A 20696-nucleotide genomic window follows, 5' to 3' on the forward strand; every position below is an offset into this window, starting at 1 on the left:
GTGATGCCGGGCGGACTTCTCTTTAACGCCGAGCCTGGCATTTGCGTTCCGCGCCCTCTCATCAGATGTTTCGCAGGGTCACCGGGAACCGTTTGACGGCCCTTTCCGTTATCGACGCGAAGGAGAGCCGAAATGGAAAATGCTGTCTTTGCCCTGTTCATGATGGGATGCGGCCATCAGCTGGACGTGTGCCGCCCGGTCGATACACATGCCGAACTCTTTGAGGATCGGACGACTTGCGAAGCCGGGCTCGAGAGCGCTGCCCGCAATGTCGACACCCATCCGATGGCCGTCGGCAAATGCGTGGCTGTCGATCCCGCCAGCGCAACGGCGGACATGCGGTTCAAATGGTTCTTCGCCGCCAACGGCGAGCTGGTCGTCGACCCGCTTTACGGAACGTCGAACGGCACCGTCATCGCGGACCGCGCCGATCGCCTGCCCGAACGGCAGGGTTGATCCGGCACCTAGGAGTTGACGTCGAGCGGGAAGGCGAGCCTTACGCGATAGCCGTCTTCGGTCGGCCCGCGCTCGATCGACCCACGCTCGGCCCCGATCAGCCGGTCGATGAGCTTGGAGCCGAACCCGGTGCTCTGGGCCCGCATGGCGATCTGGTCCCCCACATGGGTCTCCGTCCATTCGATGGTCAGCAGTCCGGCCCTGTCATCGGGCATGCAGCGCAGCACGATCGTGCCGTCGTCGAAACGCAGGGCGCCATATTTGATGGCATTGGTTGCCAGCTCATAGATTGTCAGGGCCAGAGCCTGGCCCAGCGATGGCGTCACGCCGACATCGACGATGTCCGTGCGGATACGGCGGCTCCAGTCGGCCGTATCTGTGAACGGGCCCATTGCCCCCTCCACCGCGGACCGCAGATCCACCAAATGCGTATCGCCTGTCGTGCCGATCGCACGTTGCGCAGCCGCAAGCGCGTCGATCCTGCCCCTGAACCGCTCCACGAACGCATCGACCGCGTCCGTCTCCCGCGCCGTCGCCGCGGCGAGAGAGTTGACCATGGCCAGCGAATTCTTGATGCGGTGGCGCATTTCGCTGACCACTGCCTCCAGCCGTTCCTCGCTCTCCACCAGCGCGGTGATATCCATGTTCAGGCCGATGATGACCGACGCCTTTCCGTCCTTGTAGCGCCTGTGGACCTCGCCGATGCCGCGCAGCCACTTCACGGTCCCGTCCTGGTGCGTGACGCGGAACCGGCAGTCGAACACAACCCCGGTCTCGATCGTCTCGTTCAAAGCCTCGCTGACGCCGAGGCGGTCGTCGGGATGGATGGAGCCGATGAATTCAGTGGCGGTAAAGTTGCCGGTATCCGACAGGCCGAACAACCGGTAGGTCGCCTGGTCGGCGTCCACGAGGTCGGTGCGCACATCCCACGCCCAGGTGGCCAGGCCGGCATAGCGCAGCGCGAGCCGGTGCCTGTCCTCGATCGACAGGCGCTCGAAGGTCGGCGAGGGGGTCATGTCCAGCGATTGCGTTGCGAATGATCCGGCGTCGGGTGGCGAGCCGGCGATCGGGTTTCTGTCGTCAAGACCATCGGCGAGTTGCCCCATGGCACACCTTTCATGAAATCGTGATGCCGCACGACTGACGGAACCCTTCGCCCCATATAGTAGTTGCAGCGGGGTAAAAGGCAATGCGAGGCGCGCGTGTGACGGACGAACTGACCAGTGCGCAACCGCTGGTGACCGCAGAACAGGCCTTCCCGGCCATGGAGGAGCTGGTCCTTGAAGCGCGCGAACGGCTCGACCTGGCGCTGCACATCTTTTCGCCGCGCACCAAGACGCGGTCTTCCGCGGCGCATTCGCGGCACATCGGCGACTGGGGCGCACTGATCGCCGATGCGCTGCGGCGCGGCGTGCGGACGCGGTTGCTGCTCAACGATTTCGATCCGGTGGGCGCGCCGGAAATGCATGCGGCGGTCTGGGAGCGGCTGCGCCTGCTCGCCGACGCCGTCAAGCCGCTGCCGCACGGCGCCCGGACGCATCTGACCGTCCTCGTCGCCCACCCGGGCGGCCAGAGCGGGATGGCGCTCAGGACGCTGATATGGCCTGTGGCACGCGTCAAGCAGGCGCGCATCGTCTCCCAGTTTCGCCGCAAGGGGCGGAACCTGCCGCCGGGACTTGCCGAACGGGCCGACCGGATCCCCCGATGGCCGCCACGGCGCAACTTCACCGCGACACTGCACCAGAAATTCCTGGTCGCCGACAAAAGCCTTGCCATCGTGGGCGGGCTCGACATCGACGAGCGCCGCTATGACGACCCCGATCACAACCGGTCGGCACCGGAAACCTGGCACGATGTCAGCGTCGGCGTCGCCGGCGGCACGGCATCGGACCTGGCGGACCATTTTGACCGGTGCTGGAACATCGTGCGGGCCGAAGGGGCCAGCCATGCGCCGACATTCGTCGCCATGGACCCCGATTGCCCGCTGCGGTTCGCCGCCATCGAAAAACGAAGCGTGCTCCGAACCGGGGAGCCAAAGCCGGCAACGCCAGAGAAGGGCATGGCGGTGGCGGCAACATTGCCCCGGCCAGGCCGGAGCCCGTTCCGCTTCGGCCCGGTGGCCGACCTGTGCCAACTCGAACGGGCCCATCTGGACCTGATCGCCCGTGCCCGCCGCTATGTCTATCTGGAGAGCCAGTTCTTCCGCTCATCGACCATCCGCGACGGCCTGATCGCGGCACTCGGGCGCAACCGCGCTCTGCATGCGATGCTGCTGCTGCCCGGCGCCCCCGACGTGATCGCCTACGAGGGCGAGAAATCGGGCGTCCAACGTTACGGCGAATGGCTGCAGATGCGGTCGCTGAACCGGCTGACGGACCTTTTTGGCGATCGCTTCGCGGCCTATTGCATCACCAACGACCGGACGCGCGAGGAAGAGATCGAGCGCGACGCACTTTACGGCAAGTCGATGGTCTATGTGCATTCCAAGGTCGCCATCGCCGACGACGACACCGCGATCGTCTCCTCGGCCAATCTCAACGGCCGTTCAATGCGATGGGACACCGAAGCCGGGATCGTTGCCCGCGACGCGACCTTTGCCGCCAGTTTGCGCGAAGCGTTGTGGCGCGCCCATATCGGGGGCGATACGCCGACACCCGATCCTGTCGACGATCCCGCAGGCGCGTTCGGACACTGGCGCACCATCGCCGACGCGCGCCGGATAGCTGGTGCCGAAGCCAACGGCACCGGCATCGTACCCTTCCCGCTGGAAAAGACACGGCGCTTCGCCAAGCGCCACATCCTCATTCCGCAGGAAATGGTGTGAACGCGGCGGAACGATCCGCCGGATCATGCGTTGTCTCCTCGTCCGCTCACAGACGGACGAAGGAGTTGTGATGAAAACGATTGATTCTGGTCAAGCACGCCAGGGCGGCCGCGGCCGCCGCGTACTTGTCATCCTGCTCGCCGCCATGGTGCTGGCGGGCGCGAGCGCGTTGGCGCTCGACCTTTTCGACCGTGACCCGGTGAGCGCCGACATCGGCGAACCCGGCGTCTGATCGACGGCCGAATTTCGGCCTCAACCTGCAACAAACTCAAGAGAAGGAGCTGTTTTCATGGTACAAGCTGCCCTCAAACCCGAATTGAGCGATGAACCCGTTTCCACCGGCATCGACGAGGCCGCGCGCGAGAAGATCGCCCAGGCGCTGTCGGCCATCCTGACCGACACCTACTATCTGGTGATCAAGTCGCACATCTATCATTGGAACGTCGTCGGCCCCATGTTTCACGCGATCCACAACATGACCGAGGAGCAGTACACGAACCTGTTTCAGGCAGCCGACGATATCGCCGAACGCATCCGCGCCCTGGGGCACAAGGCGCCGATCGCCGATGCGGCCGGTCCGAACCAGGCGGTGGTTTCGATGGACGCATCGGCCAAGTCGGCACACGACATGGTCGCCGATCTCATCGACGATCACGAAGCGGCCATCCGCAAGATGCGCGAAGCGGCCGACATGGCCGAGGAAATGAGCGATTTTGTCACCCACGACCTTTTGGTCGGGCGGATGACCTACCATGAGCAGGTCGTCTGGATGTGGCGCTCGCTGATTACGGAGTAAGACAGATGGGTATCGAAGTCGGCGGCCTTTTGGGCCTCATCCTGCTGATCGCCATGGTATGGGCGATTTACAGCACCTTTCAATCGAGCGCGTCCACGGGGGCAAAGGCACTCTGGACCGTCCTCATTCTCGTTTTGCCGGTGATCGGCCTGATCCTGTGGTTCATCTTCGGACCCAAGGGCGGACGCCGCGCAGCGGTCTGAGCGGAGGTGACGTCATGTCAACCAATCAAGACCCATCCATCGTCGGTGGCGCCCTGGGCGTCGAGAAGGACCTGACGCCGGAACAGATCGTCGAACGCGGCGACTGGTCGGAGCAGCAGAAGCTGGACCGTCTTGAGAAAATGAAACTCGACGCTATCGAAAAGCAGCGCGCCGCCAACGAAGGCATGGCCGGCGACGAGCCGGCGAATCTGCGGGCCATCGAACTGGCCATCGACGCGGTGAAAAGCGACGCAGCAGGCGGTCCGGAAACGGACGCGATAGCCGGACGGCGACTCGGCTGACCGGCACGACAGGCGCCGAAAACGACGCGCCCGGCGGGGATACAATCCGCCGGGCGTTTTCGTGAGCTTTCATGTGACCTTTACCTGGCGCGGCGGTGACCGCTCTTTGCCGCGGCTGCCCCCCTCACGCCTGCGAGCGCTCTGCGGCGCCGCTCAGATGAACGGCCGCATACCGTCCGGAAGTCCGTCCCATCGCGCAATGTCCTTCAACCTGGCGATGTCGCTGATACGGAAGCCGGCTTCTTTCCAACGGATTGCCTGCCGATCCTGCAGTTTGCGCAGCGTCTTGTTTGTATGCACAAGTGACAAGCCGAGCGTATCGGCCACATGCTGTTGAGTCAGCGGCGAGATCTCCGGTGCGTCCTTGAACAGGCCCACCCGGCTCGCACGGTCGTGCAGGTAGGCCAGAAGATAGGCCGCTCTTTCCAGGGCGCTGCGCTGGCCGACGCTCAGCAGGTGCTCGTCGAGAATTTGCTCCTCGCGGGCAGCCAGCCAGGTGATGTCGAAGCCGAGAGCGGGATTGGACTTGTAGAGGTCGCCGAGCCGGTCGCGCTCGAACATGCACAGCACCATGTCCGAAAGGCATTCGAGCGAATGCTCCATCTCGCCGAGCAGCGTGCCCTGGAGGCCCACCAGATCGCCCGGCAGCACATAGTTCAGGATCTGCCGCCGGCCGTCTTCGAGCGTCTTGTAGCGAAAGCCCCATCCCGAAATCACCGTGTAGAGGTGCGGGCTGTGGCTGCCTTCCACGAAGATCGTCGATCCGGCCTCCGCTGTCAGTTCGCCCCGCTTGAAACCGGAAACGAACGACACTTCCTGTTCGGTGAAATCGCGAAACCGGCCGCTCTCGCGGAGCGGACATGCCTCGCAGGCGATCTTTCGGGTGCGTGAGGGTGCCGATGTGTCGGGTGATGCGCTCATGGCTTTCGTCATTGCTCGCTGCGATATGTCAAAGTTTAAAGACGGGCGGATGCGGAGCGGGTAATGAGACCGCTCCCAGGAACGGTAAGGGGAATGATTCCCCATGTTGAACCCGATCGCCATGCCGCAATTGCTTGCCGACAAGACCGTTCTCATCATCGAGGACGAGATGCTGATCGCCATGGATGTCGAACAGATCGCCAACGATCTGGGCGCCCGTCATGTCCTCGTTTTGCGGGTTCGCGAGGCGCTGCGTCACATGCTGGAAAATGTCGTCTCTCCCGATGTTTGCTTTGTCGACTACCGGTCGGCCGATGGCGAGCGTCGCAGCGTCGCCGAATTCTTTGGCTCAACCGGCGGAAAACTGATCGTCATGACGACGGACGGCGACCCGGAAAAGGATCCGTTGGTGGCAAATGCCGACGCCGTTTTGCGCAAGCCGTTTGGCGCCGAAGAGGTCGGCCAGGCTTTTCGCGATGCGCTCGGCGCCAGATCGAACGACACTTAGGCCGTTTTCGCCATTACATGGGTCGCCACTGCATCCGGACCGTACTCCGACGCGTCATCGATGTCGAGAATGGCCGCCAGGCGGGCCCTGGCGCGCGAAACCCGGCTCTTGACGGTGCCCGTCGCGCAGCCGCAAACCTCGGCCGCCTCCTCGTAGCTCATGCCCGACGCGCCGATCAGGATGATCGCTTCGCGCTGGTCGTCGGGCAGCATCTGCAAAGCCCGCTGCATGTCGGCCAGATCGAGTTTTCCCATCTGGTCGGGATGAACCGCCATGGCTTCGGTCAGCGTGCCTTCCGCATCCGAAACCTCACGCCCCTTCTTGCGCATCTGCGAGTAGAACTCGTTTCGCAGGATGGTGAAGAGCCATGCCTTGATGTTCGTACCGGGCTGGAAGCTTGCCTGCTTGTGCCAGGCCTTGACCAGCGTCTCCTGGACGAGATCGTCCGCCCGATCGCCGGCTCCGGTCAACGACAGGGCGAATGCGCGCAGATTGGGAATGGCGCCCAGCAGATCCGCCTTGAAGTCCGCATGAGCGGTCATTGGTCCTGGCCCTGCTGTCCTTCGGACTTTTCAAGTTCGTCCAACAGGGCCGCAAACCGGTCGGGGACCGGTTCCTTGACGACCTCGTCGAACGATTCCCGTAACTTTTTCCCGATCTGCCGCACAGCCATCTCGTTGAGCGGACGGGCCTTTCCGTCTTTCGATGTGTCCATTGCCAAGCCCATTGATTGCATCTTTCCTCAATCCATCTATCCCGGAACGCCGCGTTGGCAAAAAAGTTCCGAAAAAATGGAACCACTTTGTCTCGCGCGCGTTCAAATACCGTTCATCTCTCAAGAGCCGGCAGGGAGTTCACATGTCGCTAGCCGCACAGATTTCACCCCATGTCCCTCTTTTGCGCCGCTTCGCGCGGGCGCTCACCGGATCCCAGCGCGCCGGCGACACGTATGTCGCCGCCTTGCTGGAGGCACTGGTGGCCGACCGGGCCAATTTTCCCGATCTCGATGATGTAAAGCTCGCACTGTACAAATCGTTCCTCGATTTGTGGTCCTCGGTCGATATCAATCTGAAGGCGGACCCGGATGTACCGGCCGAACAGGCCCGCGGCGAGCGCAATCTGCAGGCCATCGCGCCCATGGCCCGCCAGGCTTTTCTGCTGACAGCGGTCGAGGGGTTTTCGCCCAAGCAAACCGCACAGATTCTCGGCATCGAGGCCGGAAAGGCGGACGAACTGCTGGAACAGGCCGCTCGAGACATTGCGGGACAAGTGGCGACCAGCGTCCTGATCATCGAGGACGAACCGCTCATCGCGATGGATGTGGAGGCGATGGTCGAGGATCTGGGACACCGGGTCACCGGCATCGCGCGCACCCATATGGAAGCGGTGGCGCTCTTCGGCAAGGAGCGCCCGGGTATCGTTCTTGCCGACATTCACCTGGCCGACGGCAGCTCGGGCCTCGATGCCGTCAACGAGATCCTGCAGTCGGTCGAGGTGCCGGTCATCTTCATCACCGCCTATCCGGAACGCCTGCTGACTGGCGAGCGCCCCGAGCCGGCCTATCTCGTCACCAAGCCGTTCCAGCCGGCCATGGTCTCGGCACTGATCAGCCAGGCACTTTTTTTCGACGAATCATCAAAAAAGGCGGCGTAAGCCGCGCCATGGGCGGAACCCGATGCGCGCTCAAGCCGTTAGACAGGTGATCACATCGAAGGAGGATCATCATGCTTGGTTGGGCACTCATGTTTCTTATCGTGGCACTGGTTGCTGGCGTTTTGGGGTTCGGCGGCGTCGCCGGCGCCTCGGCCGGCATCGCGCAGGTTCTTTTCTTCCTGTTTCTGGTGCTGTTCGTCGTCAGCCTGGCTTTCCGCTTCTTCCGGAAAGTCTGAGGCGCGACTGTCTGACAACTGATCAATCGGGCGGGTTTTCCCGCCCGTTTTTCGTCCATTGATTCCATGAACGTCCACGAGCCCGATCACAACAGTCTCGCCATCGCACTGGAAGGATCGCCTGTCACGATCTTCTTTCAGACCGCAGACGGCCGGTTTGCATGGTTCGAGAACCAGCAATCGGTCTGGGCACGCAAAGACCTGGTCGGCCTGAGCGACGCCGATGTGTTCAATGGCGCCAGCGCTTCCGCGTTCGCAACAGCAAAAGATGATGCCCGACGATCGGGCCAGCCTGTGACGCTGGAACTGCAGACGCTGTCGTCGGTCGCCGCGGACGGCAAGGATTGCTTCCTGAAAGTCACGGTGAGGCCGGCCTGTGATGAGGCTGGCCGGACGTCGGGTTTCTTGTGCTCCTCGGTGGAGATCACCGAGGAGAAGATTCGCGAACAAACGCTCAAGACGCTGCTGATGGAGGTGGCCCACCGGTCCAAGAACATGCTCGCCATGGTTTTGAGCCTTGCCTCGCAAACCGCGCGGTCGTCGCGATCCGTGGACGGGTTCGTGCGCGCCTTCACCGGCCGGATCCAATCGCTCGCCAAGTCGCAGAATGCGGTGACGGACAGCGACTGGCGCGGCGCGCGTTTCAGCGAACTGGTCAAGTTGCAGGTGACCGATGTGGTGCCGCTCGGGGCAAGCCGCATCGAGATCGCGGGCGACGATCCCACTTTCTCGCCGTCGGCGGCGGTCCATATCGGGCTGGCCCTGCACGAACTGGTGACAGACGCACTTGTGAACGGCGCGCTCCTCGATTCCCGGGGCACCATCCGGATCGACTGCAACATCCTGGCCCAGGAAGGCAGCACTCCTGTCGCCGAAATCCGATGGACCGAGGAACGCCGCGTCCAGCCAGAGGACGCGGAAACGCAGAAAGGATTCAGTCGCACCGTGCTCGAACGAGTGGTCCCGTCCGCAGTCAACGGCGAAGCCCAACTCGACGTGGACAATCATACCGTCAGCTACCGGCTGTCCGTCAATTTTACCGAATTCCGGTAATGCGAGGATCGCTGCGCGCGGGCGTGCTTCAGCCTTGCTACCCTCCCGGGCGCCTGCCTTGGCCAGTTCAATGATTGCGCAATGCGTCGATCAGTTCACTCTTCGACATGTAGGAACGGCCTTCGATGTCGAGTTCGCGCGCACGATCGTAAAGGTCGGCTTTCGACCAGTCCTCATAGGCCTTGGCGGACCCGCCCTTTGCGGACGGGTCCTGATCTTCGGAGGCTTGTGCATTGGCGATGCGCGCCGCCTTTTCCTTCGACGCGCCCTTGTCGCGGAGCGCCTCATAGGTTTCATCGTCCTTGACGGACGGCCCGTGGCTGGAGGCCATGTTCATTTCCGTTTTTCGTTGAGGGTCTCAGGCCGGCGGCTCATTCGGACGCCGTCGCCGACCGCACGCCGGCTTCGCCGCCGGCGCTTGACAGGTTCTCGATCGCATTGTCGACTTCCTCGACCAGCGGAGCCAGATCGCCGCCGCCATCGGCCGAAAGCCGGGCCTCGAGCTCGGTTTTCATGCTCTTGAGCGCCGCCAGCCGTTCATCGACCGGTTCGGCGGAAATCGCGACGGCCCTGATGTCCCGCGAAGTGATCGACTGGGCCGTTTTGTCGGCATCGTCTCCGGTACCGTCCCCGGTGTGTTTGCGGTCCGACTGGTTCATGTCCTTCATCACTGTCATTATCGATCTCCTCTCTTTACCTTCCCAACGCGGGAACCGGGTTGGGGGTTCCCGCGTTTTCGATGCGGATGGTGGCAGGATCGATGATCGGACGTGCATTGAGGCAGTTGGGCAGCGTCCGGGGGCTGATCACCGTGCCCGGCGCGCTTGCGCTGACACTTTGGCTGAGCGCGTTCATCGCGCTTCGGCTCGACCGGATGCTGGCGCGCAGCGATGCGGTCGAACTCTACCGCATCCTCCAGACCGACTACGAAACGGCGGTCACAATCCTGTCGACGATCTCCGGCGCTTCGATTACGACGCTGAGCCTTGTCTATTCGCTGGTGCTGGTCGTCTTCACCCTGGCCGCCGGCAACATCGCGCCGCGGCTGTTGCGGCGATTCACCGGCGACCGTGTCAATCAGGTGACCGCCGGCCTTCTCGGCGGCACCTTCCTGTTCTCCCTGACCATCCTGCACCAGACCGGCCCCGATACGGTGCCGGGCGTTTCGATCGCCATCGCGTTCTGCCTCGCCGTGATCGCGGTGCTGCAATTGATCTTCTTCGTTCACACCGTTTCGCGCAGCGTGACGATCGACGAGGAGATCGCCGCCATTTCCACCCAACTGGAAGAGCGCCTCACCGGAATCGTCGCCGACAATGATGACAAAGCCCTGGATGCGTCGTTCGACCGGGGTGACGCGGCGGCGTTCGAAATCACCGCCGGCGAAAACGGCTATATTGTCGGCATCGACGAACAGCGTCTGACCGCGCTGGCCGACCAGTTCGACGTGCGCGTCGAGATCGTCGACAAGCCGGGAACCTTCGTCCTCAGGGGGCAGGCTCTGGCCAGCATTNTTCAGCGATGCGGGCGATGGCAAACGCGGTGCCATCGAAGAAGCGTTTGCCGGTTCGGTGACCCTCTCCCCGGTGCGCGGGTCGGGCGACGACATCGAGTATGCGATCAGCGTGCTGCTTGAGATCGCGCTGCGCGCGCTGTCNGCCGGGCGTCAACGACACGTTCACGGCCATCGCCTGCGTCGATCGGCTCAGCGCAGCCTTCGTGACGCCGGTCTACAGGGGATTGCGCCAGCGCCTTATCAGCGACGGGGACGGCGTCGTCCGCGTCAGCATTCCCGGCCTGACGGTCGAGGACATCGTCAACACGGCATTCCACCCGCTGCGACGCGCGGCGGCCGGCAATCTCCTGATGGTGCAGAACATCGCCGACGCGCTGATGCGGCTGCATGACATTGCCGATGATGAAGTCGGGCCGATCTTCGAGCGGCACGCCATGCTGCTGATGGCCTCGTTCGAAAGAACCGATCCACTCGATGCCGACCGCGATTTTCTGGCAAACCGGCTTGCCCCGATCTTGGGCCGCGACGGCACGACCGGCTGATGCGAGCGACGCTTTTCCGCCGCACAGCAAAAAGCCGCCCCGAAGGGCGGCCTCCTGACTGGCCTGCGCGACGCGATCAGACCGAGTCGGCCCATTCGTCGATTTCGCGTTTGGCTTCCTCGCGGGTCTTGCCGTATTTGGCTTGGATCTTGCCGGCCAGTTCCTCGCGATTGCCCTGCACCTGATCGAGTTCGTCGTCGGTCAACTCGCCCCATTTCTGGCGCGCCTTGCCCTTGAACTCGGTCCATTTGCCTTCGATCTGGTCCCAATTCATGGATAACTCCTTTGCGGTTGATGTCCTTGGAGGAAACGCCGGACAGGGCCAGCCGTTCCCTGAAAAGACTCTTGCCGCCCGCCGCAGGCTTCCATTCCCAGCGGCGGCTACGAAGTAGCGTATTTCGGAAAGCCGCGGCAGTTTTCGGCAGTCAGTGCCAACAAGAAGGCTTCGACTTGACGAAAAGACTCGGACGTCCAGCTCATCACGCTCCTTACCGGAGCACATCCATGAGCGCTCCCCAGTGTTTGACCTGTTGTGGCCATCGCTCCTCACCGGTTTTCAATTGGCAGACCCTCGAGTTTTGCCACCGTCAACCGACCATTGCCGGCCAGCCCGATACGGACTTCAGCTCGAGAAATTCCTCGATACCCCAGATGCCGCCCTCGCGCCCCACGCCGGAGAGCTTATAGCCGCCGAATGGCGTGCCCGAGGCTCTCAGATGGCCGTTGATATGCACCATGCCGGACTGCAGCCGGTTGGTGACGTGGCGAATACGCTCGGCGGACCCGCCATGCACATAGGCGGCCAGCCCGTATTCGGTATCGTTGGCGAGCGCGATCGCCTCGTCCTCGTCACGGAAGGCGCGCATGCACATCACGGGACCGAAAACCTCTTCGGCATAGGCGGCCAGCGTGTCATCCGCATCGGCGAAGATCGTCGGCCGGACGAAATATCCGGTTTCGAAACCCTCGGGTCGGCCCGGTCCACCCGCGACGACGCGCCCTCCGGCGGCGACCGATCGGGTGATGAAGTCCTGCACGCGGCTGTACTGCAGCGCCGATGCGACGGGGCCGATATGGCCTCCTGGTTGCCGGGGCGAACCGACGACGGTTTCATTGGCGAAACGTGCCGCGATCTCGACGGCACGCTCGTAGAGGCTTTCATCGACAAGTATCCGCGAGGGCGCGTTGCACGACTGGCCCGAATTGCGCATGCCCTGCTCGACGATGAAGCGGATGGCCGGTTCAAGATCCGCATCCTTCAATACGATTGCCGGATTGTTGCCGCCCAGTTCCAGCGTCATTCGCTTCAGCGCACGCGACGCCGTGGCCGCAACTCCGAGGCCGGCGCGCGTCGACCCCGTAAACGACACCAGGTCGACCTCGTCATGGGCCACGAGAGGCGCACCGCCCCCCTCGCCCGTTCCATTCACCATGTTGAAGACACCGGCCGGCACGCCGGCGTCGTGGAGAATTTCGGCAAAGATGCGATGGGTCACCGGCAGATGCTCCGAGGGTTTGAGAATCATCGTCGCCCCGGCGGCCAGCGCCGCTCCGACCTTGAGCGTCACCTGGTTCATTGGCCAATTCCAAGGCGTGATGAGCGCACAAACGCCGACCGGCTCCTTGAAAAGCATGTCGGTCTTGCTGCCCGCGACAGACGGCGTGCAGAGTTCCATACTCGAAAGAGCCGCGGCATAGGCGCGTAAATTAGACAGCCCGCCCGCGACCTGAGCGCTCCGTGCAAGATCGATCGGAGCGCCGAGTTCCAGCGAGATGGCGGCGGCCAGTTCGGTTTCCCTGGCGGCATATCCCTCGATCACCCTGTCGAGGAGATCGAGACGTTGTTCACGCCCGGTGGCCGCCCAATCCGGAAAAGCCTGACGGGCGGCCGCGACCGCGCGGTCGACGTCGGCGGCGGAACCGCAGGCCACGTGATTGATGACGTTTTCCGTTGCCGGATCGATATTGGCGAGCATCTCGCCTGCCTGCGGCGTCTGCCATTGCCCGCCGATATAGAACGCCCCGTCGTCTGCGTGGGTGTCGCGATCCGGGTGCGGTTCGATGTTCATGGGATTTCTCCAGTCAGGTAGACAACATGTGGTGATGGGGCCTGCTTCTGGGCGACGCGAACGAATTAGCGCCGAATGAGGGCGAGCAGGCCGAGCAGGCAGCACGAGAGCCCGATCGTCACAGTCGCCGCGGCGACCACGGCGGGGCTGATCGATTCACGAATGCCGCTGAAGATCTCGCGCGGCAGCGTGGTGTGTTCCGGGGAGGCCAGGAACAGTGTCACCACCACCTCGTCGAGCGATACGGCAAAGGCGAACACGGCGCCCGACAAAACGCCCGGCGCAATGAGCGGCAGCGTCACCGTGAGGAAGGTGCGCAGACGACCGGCGCCAAGGCTTAGGGCAGCACGGTCGAGCGTGAAGTTGTAGTTTCGCAAGGTCGCAAGAACAGTGACAACGACGAAGGGAAGGCCGAGCGTGGCATGACCGAGAATCAAGCCGGTCCGCGTGCCGACCAGCCCAAGCTTGCTGTAGAAGTAGAAGAGCGAGACCGAGACAATGACCACCGGCACGAGCATCGGCAGCAGCAGAAGCCCGAAGGCGATGCGGGAAAAGATCGAGCGCATATGCACCAGGCTCAGCGCGGCCAGCGTCCCGAGCACCGTGGCGATGGCGGCGCTGCTGACGCCGATCACGAGCGAGTTGACGAAGGCGCGCTGCCAGCGGGCGTCGCTCAAAATCTCGCCATACCATCCCAGGGAGAACCCGGGCAGCGGGTAAATGAAGAACTCGCCGGAGGAAAACGACATCGGAATGATCGCGATCACCGGCGCCACCAGGAAGAAAAGCGTGGCCGCCACGAAGGTGCCGTACAGGATCCTCGAGAGATGGGGCATTAGGAAACAGCCCATTTCTTGCTGGAAAGCGTGCCGCCCACGACAGCGATGAATGCCATGGCGAACACGATCAGCCAGAGCCCGAGCGCGGCGGCGAGACCCCAGTTGAGGCTACGATTGACGAAGGTGGCGACGAGATTGCTGATCATCTGGTCGCCGCCGCCGCCCAGTAGCATCGGCGTCACGTAGAAGCCGAGAGACAGCGTCATCACCAGAACGACCCCGGCACTGAGACCCGGCAGGGTCAGCGGCAGGTAGACGCTGACCAATGCCCGTATTCGGCCGGCGCCGAGGGACTCGGCCGCGTTCATATAGTTGGGCGGAATCTTCTTCATCACGCTGATGAGCGGCAGCACGACGAAGGGAAGCATGATGTGAGTCATCGACACGATCACCGCGAAGCGCGTGCGCAGGAATTGCAGCCCTTCCGACATCAGGCCCGCCTCGATGAGAACGCCGTTGAGAATGCCCTGCCGCTGGAAGATGACCATCCATGCGAGCGTTCGCACCAGAAGCGACGTCCAGAAAGGCAAAAGCACCAACAGCATGAGGATGGCCGCCGTCCGGGCCGGCGCGTTGGCCACGGCATAGGCCAGCGGATAGCCGAGCAGAACGCAGATCACGGTGACCGTCAGCGAGATCGTGAGGGTCCGGGCATAGACGCCCAGAAACAGCCTGTCATCGACGGGTTTGACGGAGACGCCGCCGTCAGGACCCGCTTCGAGGTCGAGGGATTCGAGGATGTTGTAGGTCGTGAACGTGCGCGCGCTCTGCCGGATCACCCGCCAGATTTCCGGACTTGCCCATGCGCCGTTGATTGCTTCGAGCCGCGCGCGCGCTTCGCCCCCCAGATCGGCCTCCAGTTCTCTGGCGGCTTGCAGGATGAGGCGTCTGTTGCCCGCTTGCCTGAAATTGAGTTCCCGGGCGAGCGAAGCGACATCCGCCGGCTCGGCTTGTGTCAGATCCCGGACCAGCGCCTCGAAGACATCGTCTTGCGGAAGGCCCACCCCGTCCCAGCCGGCAATCGCCTCGGCCGTTGCGGGAATGACGGAGACGACCGGACGGCCGTTGGTGGCCTGGGAGAGAAACCACAGGATGGGCAGAAGGAACGCGAAGACGACGAACAGCAGCGCAGGCATCAGGGGAAGCGCGATATGCGCGTTTTTGGCAAACATACGGACCGTTCCGACTGCGATTAAGGTCTGAAGACCACTGTCTCCCGGGCGCACGGTGCGCCCGGGAGACAGAAAGCTCATCTCGAGGCCCAGGCGAGGAACCGCTCGTTGAGCGTGTCGAAGTTGTTGAGCCAGAAATTCGCGTTCGGCGGCACCGCATCGTCTTCAAGAGCGGGGTTTCCCGGCATGATCGCGAGCCGTTCCGGCGAGATCAGTTCATGTGCCTTGCGGCTGATGACGCCGTAGTCGATGCCGTTCATGAAATCGGCCTGTTGTTCGGGACGCAGCGCGAAAGCCAGGAAGCCCATCGCAGCCGCCTTGTGCTTGCTCCCCTTGAGGACCACCCACTGGTTTCCGGTCAAGATATGACCGGCTTCCCAGGCCATGGCGAGATCCGCGCCCTCGGTCTTCGCCGCGCTTGCCACGCGACCGTTCCAGGCCGCAGCCATCACATACTCGCCCGAAAGGAGACCCTGGATCTGTTCCGTGCCCGAACGCCACCAGATGATGTGATCGCGCAGTTCATCGAGTTTTGCGAAGGCACGGTCCTGTCCGTCCTTGGTTTCCAGAACCTCATAGACCTCATCCACCGCCACACCGTCGGCGAGGAGCGCGACGATGAGCGTGTCGGTGACCGAAAAGTTGAGCCCGCGACGTCCGGGAAAGCGGTCGACATCCCAGAAATCCGCCCAGCTTCGCGGCCCCTCGCCTTCGAATTCGGCCGCGTTGTAGGCAAGCACCGTCGAGGCGAGAAGGGACGTGACGGAACAGCGGGTGACATGCGCAGCCGGGATGTCGTCAACGTCGATGATGCTGGTATCGAGCGGTTCGAAAAGCCCCTCCTCGCAACCCAGCGCCGCTTCCGCGAATTCCGGCTCGGCGATGTCCCAAAGGATGGTGCCGCTTTCGACCTGGGCACGGATGTTGCTCAGTTCGCCGTTGAAGGAGTCGTCCAGGATCTTGATGCCGCTCTCTTCCGTGAACGGGTCCCAGAAGGATTTCCTGTGCGCCTCGGAAACAACGCCGCCCCATGACACGATCGTCAGGCTCTCTTCCGCGGACGCAGTGCCGACAGCACCGCCGCATACCGCGAGAAGGGCCATGCCTGCGGCCCCGCTGATACTTTGTTTCAAGATATGTTTCATTCTTCTCTCCTGTCAGGTTGACTTTTTTTGACGCTTTTCAGGTTGCGCCCTCTTCAAGCGGGTAGGCCCTCACGTAATCGGGGAGAAACCGGATTCCGACGTCGGCGCCGATTTCGTATTTCTGATCGGTTGCGTGCTGTTCGATCTTCGCCACGAGCGAGCCGCCACCGCTCGTCGCGATGGTCAGTCGAAGGTGATCGCCGTAGAAAATCCGCTCCTCGACGCGCCCGGGCAGAGTGTCGAAATGCCCTGTTTCGGTGGAACTCTGTCGCGCCTCGACGCAGACATGCTCGGGGCGGACCAGAAGCTTGACTCCCTGCCCCGGAACCATCCCGCCACTCACCTGACATGTCAGCCGGACGCCATTCGGAAGACGAACGCTGCCCTTGCCCTCCGCGATCTCGTCGAGCGTCGCCTCGATGACGTTCGTCTCGCCGATAAAGGTCGCGACGAAGAAGCTACCGGAGCGGTGATAAACGTCCTCGGGCTTGCCGACCTGCTCTATCGCACCGTCGTTGAGAACAACGACGCGATCCGACATGGTCAGCGCTTCGGCCTGATCGTGGGTGACGAACAGCACCGTGAGGCCCAGCTTCTCGTGCAGCCGCTTGAGCTCGATTTGCATGTGATCGCGCAACTGCCGGTCAAGCGCGCTCAACGGTTCATCCATCAGAACGAGGTCGGGATCGAAGACCAGAGCCCGCGCCAAGGCGACCCGCTGGCGCTGACCTCCGGAGAGCTCGGAGGGCCGGCGATGGCCATAACCCTCCAGCCTGACGAGAGACAGCGCCGCATTCACCTTCTCGACCTGCTGATCGCGCGGAACCCGGCGGGCGCGGAGCGCGTATCCCACGTTTTCGGCAACCGTCATGTGCGGGAACAGGGCATAATCCTGGAAGACCACACCGATGTTGCGCTTGTTCGGGGGCATATGCGTGAAATCCCGGCCACCCACCACGATCGTGCCGGCCGTCGGCTTTTCGAAACCCGCCAGCATCATCAGAAGGGTTGATTTTCCCGAGCCAGACGGACCCAGAAGCGTCATGAACTCACCCTTCCTTACGGAAAGGTCGAGATTGGCAATCACATCGACCCCGCCGGGGTAGCTCTTCTTCACAGCCTGAAAACGAATGAAGTCGTCGTCCCCCTGCGCAATCTCTATGTCGGTTCCGTCGTTCAAAGGTGTTTCCTTGTTTCGATGTCCCGGCGGTCGCGCCGGGACATCCGATCGCCGAGCAAAGCCTCCCATCCTATTTGTCCCTGAAACAGAGCCATTTTTCTGATTTTGGGAGGTCCACTTTATGCGAGGGAGGCTTGGCCCTCCTCCACTTCGTGCGCGACTTCGGCGGCGACCTGGTCAAGCGATGCGCGCAGAGCGCCGAACAGCACCTCCAACTCGTCCTCGGAGATAACAAGCGGCGGGCACAAGTTGACGGTCTCGCGTGTCCAGCGAGTGATAACTCCGTTTTTCTGGAGCGCGCGGCCGATCTTCAGCGTGACGTTTTCCATCGCATCAAAGCGCCGGCGCGTCGTCTTGTCCGCCACGATTTCGAGCGCTCCGAGCAAGCCGGCATTACGCGTTTCGCCGACGATCGGGCAATCGGCGATCGCGGCCAGATGCCGCTCGAATGTCGCGATGGTTGCGTGCAGGTTTGCCCGGAAATCCGCTTGCGCATAGATCTCCAGCGCCGCGCTGGCGACCGCGCAGCCAATCGGATGACCGCCATAGGTCAGCCCATGTCCCAGCAACCCCGATTTGGCGCTTTCAAGCGTCAATGTATCGTAGATCTCGTCGGTCATCAGCACCGCGGACAGCGGGAAATAGCCCCCGGTCAGCGGTTTGGCGAGCGTCATCAGATCCGGACGAAGACCGTATCTGGTCGAGCCGAAAGGCGAATCCAGGCGACCGAGCGCGCAAACCACCTCGTCTGCGATCAGAGCGACATCATGGCGCCGAAGCACCTCGTCGACCAACTGAAAGTACCCCTTCGGAGGAAGGAGACAGCCCGCCGATGCCATGACCGGCTCGGCGATGAATGCCGCCACGGTATCGGGCCCGACCGCAAGGATCGCCGCCTCCAGTTCCGCCGCGCATCGCGCCGCATAGGCCTCTTCGCTCTCGCCGTCGTGGCCGTGGCGGTAGTGGCAGACCTCCGGAATGAAGCTGACATCGGGGGACACGCTGTCCGACCCGAAACGCATGTGGGCCTGCCCGGTGACGGACGCGCTGAGCGTCGTCGAGCCGTGATAGCCGGCATGCCGCGCAATCACCCGTCGCTTTTCGGGCTTTCCGCGGCTGATATTGACGGCGCGGACGATCCTGATCGCCGCGTCATTCGACTCGGAACCGGAATTGGCGAAGAGCACGTGGTTCAGATGCTCGGGCGCCATCGCGCTGAGCTGCCGTGCAAGGCGCTCCGCGGGCTCATGAGACTTCTGCGCGAAGAGGTGATAATACGGCAGTTTCCCGGCCTGTTCCGTCATCGCCTGGACAAGACGCTCGTCGCGGAATCCCAGACTGGCGCAGGACGACCCCGACATCGCATCGATGTAGCGGTTGCCCTCGGCATCGAAGACATGAACGCCCTCACCCCTGACGATTGTGGTCGTTTCGCCGTTTCGATGGGCCTGAAGATCCGAGAACTGGTGAACGAGATCCAATCCGTGTCGCGCCGATGCCGTCATTCGTCGTGCCTTTCGGTTTCTCACATCGAAACCGAGAGCTACCGGCCAACTGGATCTGGAAACAGAGCCAATTATCTGTTTATAATTGGACCACTTCGCGGCCATTCGGTCGCAAAGGAGATCTTCTGCCCCCGCGCGGTGCGGCAAGGCGACAGAATACGAGGACAAGGGGGAGTGCCGTGGCGCGGTTTGTTGGGCTGTTCGAATTCCTCGACCTTGATCGCAACAGCCAGCGCACGCTCGCGACGCAGCTCTTCGACGGCATCCGCGAGGCAATTCTCGACGGCACCCTGTTGCCCGGCACCGATCTTCCCTCGACGCGCAAGCTCGCCAAACAACTGAACCTGTCGCGCAACACGGTCACCGCAGCCTACGAGCAGCTCTGCGTGGAGCAGTATCTGGTTTCGGTTCAGGGCGCGGGCACGAAGGTCGCCGATTTACCGGCGCTGCGGGAGGTCCGCCCCGGCAAGGAAGTCATCGACGAACCGTCCCTTTCACGCATTCGGCTCTCGCGCCGCGGAGAGAGCCTGAGCGACAGTCCGCGCTATCTTCCGCAATACAAGGACAGATCGTTCGCCGCCGGACTGCCGGCGCTGGACCTCTTTCCCCACCAGCTTTGGGCCCGCTACATCAACCGCGCCGCCCGACGGTCCGCCATCAGGCGGTTCGACTACGGCGAAATCGCCGGGACCCTGGAACTCAAGCGCTCCATTGCCGACCATCTGGCGACAACCCGTGGGTTCCGCCCGGAGACGGATCAGATCGTGGTGCTGAACGGAGCGCAGGCCGCTCTCGATCTGCTGGCGCGGGTCACCACCGACATCGGCGATACGGCCTGGATCGAAGAGCCGGGCTATCTCGGCGCGCGCGGCGCCTTTCGCGGCGCGGGTTTGACCATACGGCCGATAGAGGTCGACAGTCAGGGCCTTCACCCCCCTGACGACATCACCCCCGCGCCGAAGCTGATTTATACCAGCCCCTCGCACCAGTGTCCGACAGGCGTGCTGCTCTCACTGGTACGGCGCCTAAAGCTTCTCGATGCGGCGCGGCGCTCTGGAGCGCTGATAATAGAAGACGATTACGACAGTGAATTCCGCTATGCGGGTCCGTCGATCTCCACACTCTGGAGCCTCGATCAGGGACGTTCGGTGGTCTATATGGGCACCTTTTCCAAGACCATGTTGCCCGGGATCAGGATTGGATACCTCGTCGCTCCGCCGCAGCTGTGCGCCGCCATCACCAACGCCCTGCACCACACAGGTCAGGCGGCCAGCAAGGTGGTCCAGTTCGCCCTGGCAGAGTTCATCGACGACGGCCGGTTCTCCGAGCATGTTCGGCAGATGAAGAAGGCCTATCTCGCGCGCCGCGCCACCTTCCTCAGGGAGATAGAGCGCCAGATCGGAGGCGCCGTCACCTACAAGCCGACGAGTACGGGAATGCAGCAGACGGTTTACCTGAACGGAGATCTGTCGGATGTCGCCCTTTCGGCCGCGGCACGCGACAAAGGCGTCGTAGCGCCGACGCTGTCGCGCTTCTATATCGGCCGAGATAAGACAAATGGCCTTTTGCTCGGATTTGCCTCTTCCGAAGAGCCGGAAATCAGGAAAGGCATGGAGAAACTGGCCTCGGCTTTTGACCAGATCACCAGATCGGGGCAAACCACGCGAAGTGCTTGTACCAACGGTCATAACGATTGACCGCCGTGGGCCCATTCACGCATTCCGATGGAGGAGATCGTGCATGGGTTCACCGTCAGCTTGCGCCATGCCTCGCAGA

General features: G+C 62.8%; 26 protein-coding genes. 13 read left to right on the plus strand and 13 right to left on the minus strand.

All coding sequences use genetic code 11. The annotated features are described in order from the left end of the window. Positions 1 to 132 precede the first annotated feature (132 nt). Positions 133 to 456 carry a hypothetical protein gene (locus DEM25_RS09790; protein WP_109766527.1) on the plus strand — a complete coding sequence of 108 codons (324 nt, stop codon included), beginning with the start codon at positions 133 to 135 and terminating at the stop codon, positions 454 to 456. Between the two features lie 8 nt (positions 457 to 464). Here DEM25_RS09790 and DEM25_RS09795 read toward each other — a convergent pair whose 3' ends face one another. After that, positions 465 to 1562, minus strand: coding sequence for a sensor histidine kinase (locus DEM25_RS09795; protein ID WP_109766526.1), 1098 nt, complete (start codon positions 1560 to 1562; stop codon positions 465 to 467). A gap of 83 nt (positions 1563 to 1645) precedes the next feature. Between DEM25_RS09795 and DEM25_RS09800 the strand changes: the two genes are divergently transcribed. From DEM25_RS09800 to DEM25_RS09815, 5 genes are all read left to right on the plus strand, one after another. After that, positions 1646 to 3280, plus strand: a complete 1635-nt coding sequence (locus DEM25_RS09800) for a phospholipase D family protein (RefSeq protein WP_109766525.1) — start codon at positions 1646 to 1648, stop codon at positions 3278 to 3280. 70 nt (positions 3281 to 3350) lie between these two features. Beyond that, positions 3351 to 3512: a hypothetical protein gene (locus tag DEM25_RS17785; RefSeq protein WP_158585229.1), complete on the plus strand. Its 162-nt coding sequence runs from the start codon at positions 3351 to 3353 to the stop codon at positions 3510 to 3512. A 57-nt stretch (positions 3513 to 3569) separates the two neighbouring features. After that, positions 3570 to 4076, plus strand: coding sequence for a Dps family protein (locus tag DEM25_RS09805; protein ID WP_109766524.1), 507 nt, complete (start codon positions 3570 to 3572; stop codon positions 4074 to 4076). A gap of 5 nt (positions 4077 to 4081) precedes the next feature. Next, positions 4082 to 4279, plus strand: a complete 198-nt coding sequence (locus tag DEM25_RS09810; RefSeq protein ID WP_109766523.1) for a PLD nuclease N-terminal domain-containing protein — start codon at positions 4082 to 4084, stop codon at positions 4277 to 4279. Between the two features lie 14 nt (positions 4280 to 4293). Further along, positions 4294 to 4581 carry a hypothetical protein gene (locus tag DEM25_RS09815; protein ID WP_109766522.1) on the plus strand — a complete coding sequence of 96 codons (288 nt, stop codon included), beginning with the start codon at positions 4294 to 4296 and terminating at the stop codon, positions 4579 to 4581. A gap of 153 nt (positions 4582 to 4734) precedes the next feature. Here the strand turns inward: DEM25_RS09815 and DEM25_RS09820 are convergent, their stop codons facing one another. Further along, positions 4735 to 5502: a Crp/Fnr family transcriptional regulator gene (locus DEM25_RS09820; RefSeq protein WP_109766674.1), complete on the minus strand. Its 768-nt coding sequence runs from the start codon at positions 5500 to 5502 to the stop codon at positions 4735 to 4737. Positions 5503 to 5605: 103 nt separating this feature from the next. Between DEM25_RS09820 and DEM25_RS09825 the strand changes: the two genes are divergently transcribed. Continuing rightward, the gene (locus tag DEM25_RS09825) at positions 5606 to 6010 is read left to right on the plus strand and encodes a response regulator (RefSeq protein WP_109766521.1); all 405 of its coding nucleotides are present in this window, start codon (positions 5606 to 5608) and stop codon (positions 6008 to 6010) included. Here DEM25_RS09825 and DEM25_RS09830 read toward each other — a convergent pair. Together DEM25_RS09830 and DEM25_RS09835 are read right to left on the minus strand one after the other, a co-directional pair. After that, positions 6007 to 6552 (minus strand): sigma-70 family RNA polymerase sigma factor, encoded by a 546-nt coding sequence (locus tag DEM25_RS09830; RefSeq protein ID WP_109766520.1) that lies wholly within the window; start codon positions 6550 to 6552, stop codon positions 6007 to 6009. The two genes, DEM25_RS09825 and DEM25_RS09830, sit on opposite strands and share 4 nt — an antisense overlap. Next, on the minus strand, positions 6549 to 6746 hold the full coding sequence (locus DEM25_RS09835; RefSeq protein WP_196780344.1) for a NepR family anti-sigma factor: 198 nt from the start codon (positions 6744 to 6746) through the stop codon (positions 6549 to 6551). Before DEM25_RS09835 ends, DEM25_RS09830 begins: the two co-directional genes overlap by 4 nt. Before the next feature lie 122 nt (positions 6747 to 6868). On the opposite strand from DEM25_RS09835, the gene DEM25_RS09840 reads away from it, so the two are divergent. From DEM25_RS09840 to DEM25_RS09850, 3 genes are all read left to right on the plus strand, one after another. Next, a complete protein-coding gene (locus DEM25_RS09840) occupies positions 6869 to 7663 on the plus strand; it encodes a response regulator (RefSeq protein WP_109766518.1) in 795 nt (264 codons plus the stop codon). A gap of 71 nt (positions 7664 to 7734) precedes the next feature. After that, entirely contained in the window at positions 7735 to 7899 is a 165-nt protein-coding gene (locus tag DEM25_RS09845) for a DUF1328 domain-containing protein (protein ID WP_109766517.1), read from the plus strand. 66 nt (positions 7900 to 7965) lie between these two features. Beyond that, positions 7966 to 8952: a PAS domain-containing sensor histidine kinase gene (locus DEM25_RS09850; RefSeq protein ID WP_109766516.1), complete on the plus strand. Its 987-nt coding sequence runs from the start codon at positions 7966 to 7968 to the stop codon at positions 8950 to 8952. 67 nt (positions 8953 to 9019) lie between these two features. Here the strand turns inward: DEM25_RS09850 and DEM25_RS09855 are convergent, their stop codons facing one another. Together DEM25_RS09855 and DEM25_RS09860 are read right to left on the minus strand one after the other, a co-directional pair. Continuing rightward, positions 9020 to 9283, minus strand: a complete 264-nt coding sequence (locus DEM25_RS09855) for a DUF7218 family protein (RefSeq protein WP_109766673.1) — start codon at positions 9281 to 9283, stop codon at positions 9020 to 9022. A gap of 40 nt (positions 9284 to 9323) precedes the next feature. Then, complete coding sequence (locus DEM25_RS09860) at positions 9324 to 9629, minus strand: hypothetical protein (RefSeq protein ID WP_147393301.1); 306 nt, start codon at positions 9627 to 9629, stop codon at positions 9324 to 9326. Positions 9630 to 9712: 83 nt separating this feature from the next. Between DEM25_RS09860 and DEM25_RS09865 the strand changes: the two genes are divergently transcribed. Continuing rightward, entirely contained in the window at positions 9713 to 10588 is an 876-nt protein-coding gene (locus tag DEM25_RS09865; protein ID WP_158585230.1) for a DUF2254 family protein, read from the plus strand. Next, the gene (locus tag DEM25_RS18310) at positions 10567 to 11010 is read left to right on the plus strand and encodes a DUF2254 family protein (protein ID WP_120222706.1); all 444 of its coding nucleotides are present in this window, start codon (positions 10567 to 10569) and stop codon (positions 11008 to 11010) included. The genes DEM25_RS09865 and DEM25_RS18310 overlap by 22 nt, the downstream gene beginning before the upstream one ends. Positions 11011 to 11086: 76 nt before the next feature. Here DEM25_RS18310 and DEM25_RS09875 read toward each other — a convergent pair whose 3' ends face one another. From DEM25_RS09875 to DEM25_RS09905, 7 genes are all read right to left on the minus strand, one after another. Further along, a complete protein-coding gene (locus tag DEM25_RS09875) occupies positions 11087 to 11284 on the minus strand; it encodes a CsbD family protein (protein ID WP_109766513.1) in 198 nt (65 codons plus the stop codon). Between the two features lie 313 nt (positions 11285 to 11597). Then, complete coding sequence (locus DEM25_RS09880) at positions 11598 to 13079, minus strand: aldehyde dehydrogenase family protein (protein ID WP_109766512.1); 1482 nt, start codon at positions 13077 to 13079, stop codon at positions 11598 to 11600. Between the two features lie 65 nt (positions 13080 to 13144). Further along, complete coding sequence (locus DEM25_RS09885; protein ID WP_158585232.1) at positions 13145 to 13915, minus strand: ABC transporter permease; 771 nt, start codon at positions 13913 to 13915, stop codon at positions 13145 to 13147. Next, complete coding sequence (locus tag DEM25_RS09890; RefSeq protein WP_109766510.1) at positions 13915 to 15171, minus strand: ABC transporter permease; 1257 nt, start codon at positions 15169 to 15171, stop codon at positions 13915 to 13917. Before DEM25_RS09890 ends, DEM25_RS09885 begins: the two co-directional genes overlap by 1 nt. Next, positions 15168 to 16193, minus strand: a complete 1026-nt coding sequence (locus tag DEM25_RS09895) for an ABC transporter substrate-binding protein (RefSeq protein ID WP_158585233.1) — start codon at positions 16191 to 16193, stop codon at positions 15168 to 15170. Before DEM25_RS09895 ends, DEM25_RS09890 begins: the two co-directional genes overlap by 4 nt. Before the next feature lie 79 nt (positions 16194 to 16272). Further along, complete coding sequence (locus DEM25_RS09900) at positions 16273 to 17415, minus strand: ABC transporter ATP-binding protein (protein ID WP_158585234.1); 1143 nt, start codon at positions 17413 to 17415, stop codon at positions 16273 to 16275. Between the two features lie 119 nt (positions 17416 to 17534). Next, the gene (locus DEM25_RS09905; protein ID WP_147393302.1) at positions 17535 to 19067 is read right to left on the minus strand and encodes an aminotransferase family protein; all 1533 of its coding nucleotides are present in this window, start codon (positions 19065 to 19067) and stop codon (positions 17535 to 17537) included. 32 nt (positions 19068 to 19099) lie between these two features. On the opposite strand from DEM25_RS09905, the gene pdxR reads away from it, so the two are divergent. Then, positions 19100 to 20617, plus strand: a complete 1518-nt coding sequence (gene pdxR, locus DEM25_RS17610; RefSeq protein WP_158585235.1) for a MocR-like pyridoxine biosynthesis transcription factor PdxR — start codon at positions 19100 to 19102, stop codon at positions 20615 to 20617. Positions 20618 to 20696 lie beyond the last annotated feature (79 nt).

Source organism: Oceaniradius stylonematis (assembly GCF_003149475.2).
Lineage (GTDB): Bacteria > Pseudomonadota > Alphaproteobacteria > Rhizobiales > Rhizobiaceae > Roseitalea > Roseitalea stylonematis.

What these genes read in the sequence shown, in the direction of transcription:
- DEM25_RS09885 (WP_158585232.1), bottom strand. Translation starts at nt 13,915, where the DNA reads ATGCCCCATCTCTCGAGGATCCTGTACGGCACCTTCGTGGCGGCCACG.
- DEM25_RS09860 (WP_147393301.1), bottom strand. Translation starts at nt 9,629, where the DNA reads ATGACAGTGATGAAGGACATGAACCAGTCGGACCGCAAACACACCGGG.
- DEM25_RS09895 (WP_158585233.1), bottom strand. Translation starts at nt 16,193, where the DNA reads ATGGCCCTTCTCGCGGTATGCGGCGGTGCTGTCGGCACTGCGTCCGCG.
- DEM25_RS09810 (WP_109766523.1), top strand. Translation starts at nt 4,082, where the DNA reads ATGGGTATCGAAGTCGGCGGCCTTTTGGGCCTCATCCTGCTGATCGCC.
- DEM25_RS09880 (WP_109766512.1), bottom strand. Translation starts at nt 13,079, where the DNA reads ATGAACATCGAACCGCACCCGGATCGCGACACCCACGCAGACGACGGG.
- DEM25_RS09840 (WP_109766518.1), top strand. Translation starts at nt 6,869, where the DNA reads ATGTCGCTAGCCGCACAGATTTCACCCCATGTCCCTCTTTTGCGCCGC.
- DEM25_RS09845 (WP_109766517.1), top strand. Translation starts at nt 7,735, where the DNA reads ATGCTTGGTTGGGCACTCATGTTTCTTATCGTGGCACTGGTTGCTGGC.
- DEM25_RS09805 (WP_109766524.1), top strand. Translation starts at nt 3,570, where the DNA reads ATGGTACAAGCTGCCCTCAAACCCGAATTGAGCGATGAACCCGTTTCC.
- DEM25_RS09830 (WP_109766520.1), bottom strand. Translation starts at nt 6,552, where the DNA reads ATGACCGCTCATGCGGACTTCAAGGCGGATCTGCTGGGCGCCATTCCC.
- DEM25_RS09820 (WP_109766674.1), bottom strand. Translation starts at nt 5,502, where the DNA reads ATGAGCGCATCACCCGACACATCGGCACCCTCACGCACCCGAAAGATC.
- DEM25_RS09890 (WP_109766510.1), bottom strand. Translation starts at nt 15,171, where the DNA reads ATGAGCTTTCTGTCTCCCGGGCGCACCGTGCGCCCGGGAGACAGTGGT.
- DEM25_RS09855 (WP_109766673.1), bottom strand. Translation starts at nt 9,283, where the DNA reads ATGGCCTCCAGCCACGGGCCGTCCGTCAAGGACGATGAAACCTATGAG.
- DEM25_RS09835 (WP_196780344.1), bottom strand. Translation starts at nt 6,746, where the DNA reads ATGCAATCAATGGGCTTGGCAATGGACACATCGAAAGACGGAAAGGCC.
- DEM25_RS09825 (WP_109766521.1), top strand. Translation starts at nt 5,606, where the DNA reads ATGTTGAACCCGATCGCCATGCCGCAATTGCTTGCCGACAAGACCGTT.
- DEM25_RS09795 (WP_109766526.1), bottom strand. Translation starts at nt 1,562, where the DNA reads ATGGGGCAACTCGCCGATGGTCTTGACGACAGAAACCCGATCGCCGGC.
- DEM25_RS17785 (WP_158585229.1), top strand. Translation starts at nt 3,351, where the DNA reads ATGAAAACGATTGATTCTGGTCAAGCACGCCAGGGCGGCCGCGGCCGC.
- DEM25_RS09790 (WP_109766527.1), top strand. Translation starts at nt 133, where the DNA reads ATGGAAAATGCTGTCTTTGCCCTGTTCATGATGGGATGCGGCCATCAG.
- DEM25_RS09850 (WP_109766516.1), top strand. Translation starts at nt 7,966, where the DNA reads ATGAACGTCCACGAGCCCGATCACAACAGTCTCGCCATCGCACTGGAA.
- DEM25_RS09800 (WP_109766525.1), top strand. Translation starts at nt 1,646, where the DNA reads ATGCGAGGCGCGCGTGTGACGGACGAACTGACCAGTGCGCAACCGCTG.
- DEM25_RS09815 (WP_109766522.1), top strand. Translation starts at nt 4,294, where the DNA reads ATGTCAACCAATCAAGACCCATCCATCGTCGGTGGCGCCCTGGGCGTC.
- DEM25_RS09875 (WP_109766513.1), bottom strand. Translation starts at nt 11,284, where the DNA reads ATGAATTGGGACCAGATCGAAGGCAAATGGACCGAGTTCAAGGGCAAG.